The organism is Cobetia sp. (genome assembly GCF_983723665.1).
Genome location: NZ_CFDJES010000023.1, coordinates 12,119 through 15,977 on the forward strand (window position 1 = coordinate 12,119; position 3,859 = coordinate 15,977).

Consider the following 3,859-nt stretch of genomic DNA (forward strand, 5'->3'; position numbering starts at 1 on the left):
GAGACGACAACGCCTGACGCGATTGCACGTCAGGCGTTGTCAGTTCTTGAGCTGCGTCCGGGTTTCCCTGAACGCTCAACTGCGGACTTGTCTTGAGCGGGCCGTGGTCACACCGCGTGCGGTGCCAGCCACTGCTTGAGCTGACCGGCCTGCATCACGCCTGATTCGCGCGCCAGCTCCTTGCCCTGCTTCATCACCAGCAGCGTCGGAATGCTGCGGATGCCGAAACGACCGGCCAGCGCCTGCTGGGCTTCGGTGTCGATCTTGGCGAAACGCACACGGGTGCCCATCTGCGCGGCGACTTCATTGAAGATCGGCCCCATCATCTTGCACGGGCCACACCAGCTGGCCCAGAAGTCGATGACCACCGGCATTTCACTGCGCACCACCAGGGCCTCGAAGTTGTCGCTGGTCAGTTCCAGCGGCTCCTTGGGCAGTACGGCGGCGCTGCACTTGCCGCAGCTGGGGTTGTCATCCAGACGCGCGGTGGCCACACGATTGAGAGCGAGACATTGCGGACAGGCCAGCACGAGGGATTCAGACATGATCGGACTCCAGAGAAATGGGGATGCGGCGCGCCACGTGACGGTCAACCGTCAGACGCGTACCGATAAGCGCAGATCATACGACTCGTGGGCCAGGAAGCAATTGAGCCACCTTATCGCCCTGATTGGCTGGCTGTATGAGCCCGCCTGATCTGAACATTCGCCTGACCCGAACGAACTTAACGACCCCCTGCACTCAACCTGAAGGGCCCCGCCAGTCACGGCGGGGCCCTTCGCGCTTTAGCACACCCAAGAGTCGCTCAGATGCTGGCCAGCCCGAACTTGATGCACAGCGTCACCAGCACCAGCAGGAAGAGGGTTTCCACCACCATCAGGATCACCGGCTTCCAGCCCACCACCGCCAGCTTCTGGAACGACGTCTTGACGCCCAGCGCGGCAATCGCCGCCACCAGACACCAGCGCGACAGATCAGTGAAGCCTTCCACGGCGACGCTTGGCACCCAGCCGAGGCTGTTGATCAACACCAGTGCCACGAAGGCGATCAGGAAGGTGGGGAACATCGGCACCTTGCCGCCCTCATCGCCATTGGCCTGGCGCGCACTGCGGAACAGCAGCATGAAGACCATCACCGCCGGCACCAGCATCGCCACCCGCAGCAGCTTGACGAAGGTCGAGACATCCCCGGTGTGCTCGGAAATGATGTAGCCCGCGCCCACCACCTGAGCCACGTCATGGATGGTGCCGCCGAGGAAGATGCCGGCCTCGGCATCATCCAGCCCCAGCAGCCTGACGATCAGCGGATAGGTGATCATCGCCACGGTCGAGAGGGTCGTCACCCCGACCACGGTCATGATGGTGTGGCGCTCGCTGGTGGCGTTGCGCGGCATCACCGCCGACAGCGCCAGTGCCGCCGAGGCACCGCAGATGGCCACCGAGCCACCGGTCAATAGCCCCATGTCGCGGTCCAGCCCCATCACGCGGGCCAGCAGCGCGCCGAACAGGATGGTCGCCACCACCCCGAGCACCACCGTGATCACCGGGCCGAGGCCGAGACTCGCGACCTGCTCCAGCGTGATGCGCACGCCCAGCAGGGCCACGCCAAGGCGCAGTACCGTCTTGGAGGCGAACTCGATGCCCGCCTTGCACGGCCCCTCCTCGGAGAGAAAGTGCAGCGACATGCCGAACAGCAGCGCATAGAGCAGCGTCGGGCCGCCGTAATGATCGGCGATGAAGGTGGTCGCCAGCGCGATGATGATGCAGATCAACAGGCCCGGCATGATGGTGCGCACGCGCCCTTCCAGGGTCCGCCACAGGCTGGTGGGCGGGGTGGGTGTGTCGTGCAGTGATGAACTGTTGTCAGTGGCCACGCGGATTCCTCTTGAAGACCAGCAAGCGGTGACGGGCAAGCTGCCCCGCCGCGATGTGTCGTTCAGGCACGCAGGCCTGCTAGCTGGCCTGGGCCATGTTCACCTGGGCGGCCTTGATCATGTCGGCGGCCTTCTCGGCGATCATGATGGTCGGCGCATTGGTATTGCCGGACACGATCACCGGCATGATCGAGGCATCCACCACGCGCAAGCCGTGCAGGCCATGGACACGCAGCTCGTCATCCACCACCGCCAGCGCATCGTGGCCCATCTTGCAGGTGCCCGCCGGGTGATAGATGGTCTGGCTGAACTGACGCGCGGCTTCCAGCAACTCCTCATCGCTCTGGTAGTGCGCGCCCGGCACGTACTCCTCGCTGATCACCGAGGCCAGCGGCGCTGCCTGGGCGATACGCCGCGCCACCTTGATGGCATCGACCACCACGCGGCGGTCTTCCTCGGCGCTCAGATAGTTGGGCTGGATGGAAGGATAGATGCTGGCGTCGGCGCTGGTGATGCGCACCTGGCCGCGACTGTGCGGGCGCAGCTGACACACCGAGGACGTGAACGCCGAGAACGGATGCACGCCATCGGCGGGCTTGTCGGCACTCAACGGCTGCATGTGGAACTGGATATCGGGGCGCGTCAGCCCCTCGCGCGACTGGGTAAAGGCGCACACCTGACTGGCTGCCAGCGTCAGCGGGCCGGTACGCGTGAAGAGGTACTGGGTGCCGACCGCCAGCTTCTTGAGCGGATGACGCACCTCGTCATTGAGGGTGCGGCACTGGGTCTTGAACACCAGCCGTACCTGCAGGTGGTCCTGCAGGTTTTCCCCGACTCCCGGCAGCGCGTGCAGGCATTCGACGCCGACACTGGCCAGATGCTCGGGCTCACCGATACCGGAGCACTGCAGAATCTGCGGGCTGCCGATGGCGCCGCTGGACAGCAGCACCTCGCGCTCGGCGCGCGCCGTGTGGATCGTGCCCTTCACCTCGTATTCCACTCCCACCGCACGCTTGCCTTCCAGCAACACGCGGCGACAGTGCGCATGCTTGACCAGCGTCAGATTGCTGCGCGTGAGCGCCGGGCGCAGGAAAGCCCTGGCCGTGCTGCAGCGCAGGCCCTTGTAGGTGGTCTGCTGGAAATAGCCGACCCCTTCCTGGCGCTCGCCATTGACGTCCTGGTTGAGCGGAATCCCCGCCTCCACCGCCGCCTCGATGAAGCGCTCGGCGATCTCGCGCTTGAGGCGCAGGTCAGAGACATGCAGCGGCCCATCGGTACCGTGCCATTGGTTGGCGCCGCGCGCCTGACACTCCGACTTGCGGAAGTACGGCAGCACTGACGCGTAGCCCCAACCCTGATTGCCCGCGGCCGCCCAGTCGTCGTAGTCCTCGTGCTGGCCACGGATATACAGCAGCCCATTGAGCGAGCTGGAACCGCCCAGCACCTTGCCCCGCGGCCACTGCAGCCGACGACCATTGATGCCCTTGTCAGGGTCGGTGAGATAGCACCAGTCGGTGGCCGGGTTATGCATCGTCTTGAAGTAGCCCACCGGCACATGAATCCACGGATTCCAGTCCGAGCCGCCGGCCTCCAGCAGCAAGACCTTGATGGAGGGGTCTTCGGTTAGACGATTGGCTAGCACGCAACCGGCTGAACCCGCTCCGATCACGATGTAGTCATAGGCGGCTGATGCGTCGGCATTGGCGTAACGTGTTGTTTTCATTATTTTATATACCATATCGAGACATATTGTCTCATAATCATGGTATCAAAATTTGGATTCGTCAAATACGAAACGTATTGTCTCAATATCTTTGCCAAAGCTGAAAAAGTGCCCTACATTGAGATTTGAAACGCCGGTAACGGTACTTTTCGTCTCGTTATACGACCAACTATGTAAGACGAACTAGCGAGAACGACACAGACCGCCATCAATGGCAGTCACCAGAGAGGCCAGAAGCAGGGCTCATGGGCTCTGGAGACATG

General features: G+C 63.2%; 3 protein-coding genes. All 3 read right to left on the reverse strand.

Going from position 1 to position 3,859, the window contains the following annotated elements; all coding sequences use genetic code 11:
- Positions 1-107: 107 nt before the first annotated feature.
- Positions 108-545 carry a thioredoxin TrxC gene (trxC, locus tag AC4FAH_RS04105; protein ID WP_043331344.1) on the reverse strand — a complete coding sequence of 146 codons (438 nt, stop codon included), beginning with the start codon at positions 543-545 and terminating at the stop codon, positions 108-110.
- Positions 546-805: 260 nt separating this feature from the next.
- Positions 806-1,873 carry a YeiH family protein gene (locus AC4FAH_RS04110; protein ID WP_225347067.1) on the reverse strand — a complete coding sequence of 356 codons (1,068 nt, stop codon included), beginning with the start codon at positions 1,871-1,873 and terminating at the stop codon, positions 806-808.
- Positions 1,874-1,952: 79 nt separating this feature from the next.
- Positions 1,953-3,596: a GMC family oxidoreductase gene (locus AC4FAH_RS04115; RefSeq protein WP_490245674.1), complete on the reverse strand. Its 1,644-nt coding sequence runs from the start codon at positions 3,594-3,596 to the stop codon at positions 1,953-1,955.
- Between the last annotated feature and the right edge of the window lie 263 nt (positions 3,597-3,859).